Genomic DNA, 4,446 nt, shown 5'->3' with positions numbered 1-4,446 from the left:
CGGCAAGCCACCCCGGCGCCGTGACCTCGCCGATGGTCGGCACTGTCTATATGCAGGCAGAGCCGGGCGTTCCGGCCTTTGTCAGCGTCGGCACTCAGGTGGCCGAGGGCGATACATTGCTGATCATCGAGGCGATGAAGACGATGAACCACATTCCCGCGCCGCGCGCAGGCACCGTGAAACGTATCCTGATCGAAGATGGTGCCGCGGTCGAGTATGGCGCGCCTCTGATGATCATCGAATAAGGCGCAGGCAATGTTCGACAAGATCCTTGTGGCCAACCGGGGCGAGATTGCCCTTCGTGTGATCCGGGCCGCCCGCGAAATGGGCATCAAAACGGTCGCGGTACATTCGACCGCTGATGCCGACGCCATGCATGTGCGCATGGCCGACGAATCGGTCTGTATCGGCCCGCCGTCGAGCAGCGAAAGCTACCTGTCGATTCCCGCGATCATCGCCGCCTGTGAAGTCACCGGCGCGCAGGCGATCCACCCCGGCTATGGCTTTTTGTCCGAGAACGCCAACTTCGTGCAAATCGTCGAGGATCACGACCTTACCTTCATTGGCCCCTCGGCAGAGCATATCCGGATCATGGGCGACAAGATCACCGCCAAGGATACGATGAAGGCGCTTGGTGTGCCTTGCGTGCCCGGCTCTGACGGCGGGGTCGCGACCCTGAAAGAGGCGCAGGCCCTTGGCGAGGAAATGGGCTATCCGGTGATCATCAAGGCCACCGCCGGCGGCGGCGGGCGCGGCATGAAGGTGGCGCGCGATGCCTCCGAGATGGAAAGCGCCTTTCTGACCGCCCGCTCCGAGGGCAAGGCGGCCTTTGGCAATGACGAGGTCTATATCGAGAAATACCTGACCACGCCGCGCCACATCGAAATTCAGGTGTTTGGCGATGGCAAGGGTAAGGCCGTGCATCTTGGCGAGCGTGACTGTTCGCTGCAACGGCGCCACCAGAAGGTTCTGGAAGAGGCGCCCGGCCCCTGTATCAGCGAGGAAGAGCGCGCGCGCATCGGCAAGACCTGTGCCGACGCGGTGGCCCGGATCAATTATCGCGGGGCCGGCACGATCGAGTTTCTCTACGAAAAGGGCGAATTCTTTTTCATCGAGATGAACACCCGGCTTCAGGTCGAACACCCGGTGACCGAAGCGATCTTTGGTGTCGATCTGGTCCAGGAACAGATCCGCGTTGCCGAAGGCATGCCGATGTCCTTCACGCAGGACGATCTGCAAATCAACGGTCACGCCATCGAGGTTCGGATCAACGCCGAAAAGCTTCCCGATTTCGCGCCGCGCCCCGGCACGATTACCCAGTTTCATGCCCCCGGCGGGCTTGGCGTGCGGATGGATTCGGCGCTTTATGACGGCTACAGGATCCCGCCCTATTACGACAGCCTGATCGCCAAACTGATCGTGCACGGCAAGGACCGCCAGAGCGCGCTGACCCGCCTGGGCCGTGCCCTGGGCGAATTGATCGTGGATGGGGTCGACACCACCGTGCCGCTCTTTCATGCGCTCTTGCAGGAAGAGGATGTTCAGACCGGGGACTATAATATCCACTGGCTTGAACACTGGCTGGAAACCAACCTTCAGGACTAGGCGCGGCGATCCGGAACCTTCACAAAGGGCAGGCTCGCGCCTGCCCTTTTGCATGTCGGGCGTTAATCGATTTGCTCTGGCGTCAGGGTAAAGCTTGCCCGTATCTTGTCACCCTGCGCATAATAATCGTCCAGACCGAGGCGCACGTCTTCGTCAAGCGCAGTCCAGTCGATCCAATCCAGATCAAACCCCATGTCATAGGCCACCATCGCAACCGCGCCGCGACTTGGCAGAAGATAGGGGCGTCCGACCCCGGCGAGGGATGCGCGCGGGCGTTCAATGGTAAAGACCGGTTCTTCCGAACGTCCGAACTGACCATCCACAATCACAAGCCGCGGCCCGAGGTCGGCAAGCAATCCGACGAATTCGTAAAGGTCGGTGACCCCGTCAAGCATGTCAAAAAGAATGATCACATCATACTGACGCCCCGCTTTGATCTCTGATCGCAACTCTTCAAGGGGATCGGCGCAGCGCATGTCGATCCGTTCGCGCAGCCCCACATCCGGAAGCCGCATGAATCGCTCAACCTGATCGGCGTTATTTTCGATACCAACCACCTGAAGTCCGCCCGCGGCGGCGATGGCATAGCACCAGACGCCATCTTCGGCCCCAAGAAGCATCACCGTCGAATCAGCTATGGCATGCCGGTATGCATCAATCAGAAGTGCATGCCGGGCCTGCGTGCGATTGGCCATCATCGTAAGCCCGTCGCCGATGAACGACGCCCCCGTATTTTCCATGACCGTCATTGATACGCCTCATCCTTGTATCGCCTTTCCCGGTTTTACATGCCAAAAGATACCGAATGATTAAGCCCCGCCCAAACCTGCCGGAGCCCCGCCCATGACCGACCCGGCCCTGTCCCCCGCGATATTGCTAAAGGCTTACGCGGCAGGCGTTTTTCCCATGTCCGAGCACCGCGACGACCCGGAAATCTTCTGGGTCGATCCGCATCTTCGCGGCGTTCTGCCGCTGGACGGGTTCCACATCTCGCGCTCGCTTGCGCGCGCAATGCGGCGCGGCGGTTATCGCGCAACCCTTGACCGCGATTTCGAAGCCGTGCTGCGTGGCTGTGCCGACCGCCCCGACACATGGATCAACACCCCCATCCATAGCGCCTATATGGCGCTGCACCATATGGGCCATGCCCATTCGCTTGAAATCTGGCAGGATGATGAGCTGACAGGCGGGGTTTACGGCGTCACGCTGGGCGGGGCCTTCTTTGGCGAAAGCATGTTTTCGCGCCGCAGGGATGCGTCCAAGCTGGCGCTCGCGCATCTGACGGATCATTTGGCCCGCTGCGGGTTTACCCTGTTTGATACACAGTTCATCACGCCTCACCTGGCGCGTCTGGGGGCGCGGGAAATCCCGCGCGCCACATATCACGCCTTATTGCACGATGCCCTTGAAACAAATGTAAAAATCACGGATGTGCCGCTTGAAACCGATCCGGTTCAAATCTTGCAGCGCAACACCCACACGTCATAACGCGGATGTTCCAGCGCGTTAAGCGCCGGCGAAGAGGCCAGCATCCAGCCGGAAAACAATTCCCGACCGCTGGCTGTCTCCCGAATCGTCAGAAAGGCATAGGCATCGCCTGCCGGGTTGCCCTCGGGATAGCGGCATTGCGCCAGATCTACGGTAAGGCGGCCAAATTCAGCGCTCTCGCCATTCGCCATGTCCAGGTCGCTGGCCTGCCCGCTGATCTTGTCGAGCCCGCGCAAAACGGCCCCCGCCCCGACCGAGGCCATCTCTTGCGCGTGTGCCCCCCCGGCACAAAGCGCCAGCATCAGCCCGAGCCAGAGGGCTCTCATTTCGCGGCCCCATCCTCGGACCCCGAGACGAACTTCATCAGCAGGGACACAAGGCTGACCGACCCTTGGGTGAACTCGATCTCATCGCCCGGCTCAAAGTAAAACGGCGAGCCGCCGGGCATGATTTCAACGTAGTTGCCGCCAAGCAGCCCCTCTGACGAAATCGCGACCGCGCTGTCATCGGGAACGTTGATGCCCTCCAGCACGGTAAAGGCGGCACTTGCCCGATAGGTCGCGGGATCAAGATCAATACTTGTCACACGCCCGACCTTGACACCGGCAAGGCGGACATCGGTGCCAACACTCACGCCATCGGCACTGCGAAAACTCGCGCTTAGCTGATATTCGCTGCCGCCCCGGCTCAGGCCGGTGGTCTTGCCCGCGTAGACAAGGAATCCAAGGGCGACGGCCAAAACGACACCGCCAACCAATACTTCGGTTTTATTCTCAGACATGTACCCAACCTTATTCCGGGGACCAGGCCTCGTAATCGCTCCGCTCAACCGGGGCCACGCGCCGGATCGACCCGGCCGGCGCATAGGCCAACGGCGTTCCGGTCAGGTTTTCCTCATGCGGCTTTTCCCATGCCTTATGGGCGAGCGGCTTTTGGGTCGGCGGTTCGTTATAGGTGCGGTGCAGCCACCCATGCCAGTCAGGGTCGACACGTGTCGCCTCGCTCTCGCCATTGAAAATCACCCAGCGGCGCTTGTCGTCACGGGTTCGATAAAAGATGTTGCCCTGCGCATCCTCGCCCACTTTGACGCCCTTGCGCCATGTGTAAAGCTGAGTGTTGAGCGTCTGCCCGTTCCACCAAGTGACCGTACGCAACAGCGTCGTCAAAATGCCCATCCAAACCTCCGACAAAAGCTTGCCCTGATATGGCGGATTTGGCGGCAAAGGTCCAGTGCCGCATTATCGTCTTCGCCCCCCGGTCTTGCGGCGAATGGAACCACGCGTGCGGCAGACCAATAATTTTCGCCGAAAATCCTTGGTGTCATACAGACAAAAGGCCTGTGGTTTCCCACAG

General features: G+C 60.4%; 7 protein-coding genes. 3 read left to right on the top strand and 4 right to left on the bottom strand.

All coding sequences use genetic code 11. The features are described from left to right. Both QZ522_RS18030 and accC read left to right on the top strand, forming a co-directional pair. Positions 1–245: biotin/lipoyl-containing protein (locus QZ522_RS18030; protein WP_294614862.1), on the top strand; the 245-nt coding region annotated here is incomplete at its 5' end. Between the two features lie 10 nt (positions 246–255). Further along, positions 256–1,605: an acetyl-CoA carboxylase biotin carboxylase subunit gene (accC, locus tag QZ522_RS18025; RefSeq protein WP_294614859.1), complete on the top strand. Its 1,350-nt coding sequence runs from the start codon at positions 256–258 to the stop codon at positions 1,603–1,605. 62 nt (positions 1,606–1,667) lie between these two features. Here accC and QZ522_RS18020 read toward each other — a convergent pair whose 3' ends face one another. Next, on the bottom strand, positions 1,668–2,354 hold the full coding sequence (locus tag QZ522_RS18020; RefSeq protein ID WP_294614856.1) for a class I SAM-dependent methyltransferase: 687 nt from the start codon (positions 2,352–2,354) through the stop codon (positions 1,668–1,670). Between the two features lie 94 nt (positions 2,355–2,448). Here QZ522_RS18020 and aat point away from each other — a divergent pair, with 94 nt between their 5' ends. Beyond that, positions 2,449–3,093 (top strand): leucyl/phenylalanyl-tRNA--protein transferase, encoded by a 645-nt coding sequence (gene aat, locus QZ522_RS18015; RefSeq protein ID WP_294614853.1) that lies wholly within the window; start codon positions 2,449–2,451, stop codon positions 3,091–3,093. Here aat and QZ522_RS18010 read toward each other — a convergent pair. Genes QZ522_RS18010 through QZ522_RS18000 form a run of 3 tightly spaced genes read right to left on the bottom strand, consistent with a single transcriptional unit; the run spans position 3,060 to position 4,268 of the window. Then, complete coding sequence (locus QZ522_RS18010) at positions 3,060–3,419, bottom strand: DUF2155 domain-containing protein (RefSeq protein WP_294614850.1); 360 nt, start codon at positions 3,417–3,419, stop codon at positions 3,060–3,062. The genes aat and QZ522_RS18010 overlap by 34 nt on opposite strands. Continuing rightward, a complete protein-coding gene (gene mlaD, locus QZ522_RS18005; protein WP_294614847.1) occupies positions 3,416–3,874 on the bottom strand; it encodes an outer membrane lipid asymmetry maintenance protein MlaD in 459 nt (152 codons plus the stop codon). Before mlaD ends, QZ522_RS18010 begins: the two co-directional genes overlap by 4 nt. A gap of 10 nt (positions 3,875–3,884) precedes the next feature. Continuing rightward, positions 3,885–4,268 carry an NADH:ubiquinone oxidoreductase subunit NDUFA12 gene (locus QZ522_RS18000; RefSeq protein ID WP_294614845.1) on the bottom strand — a complete coding sequence of 128 codons (384 nt, stop codon included), beginning with the start codon at positions 4,266–4,268 and terminating at the stop codon, positions 3,885–3,887. Between the last annotated feature and the right edge of the window lie 178 nt (positions 4,269–4,446).

The sequence above is a fragment of the uncultured Roseovarius sp. genome (assembly GCF_913054395.1).
GTDB lineage: Bacteria > Pseudomonadota > Alphaproteobacteria > Rhodobacterales > Rhodobacteraceae > Roseovarius.
Note: the sequence above shows the minus strand (reverse complement) of the source record. Positions and strands in the feature narration are given on the sequence as shown.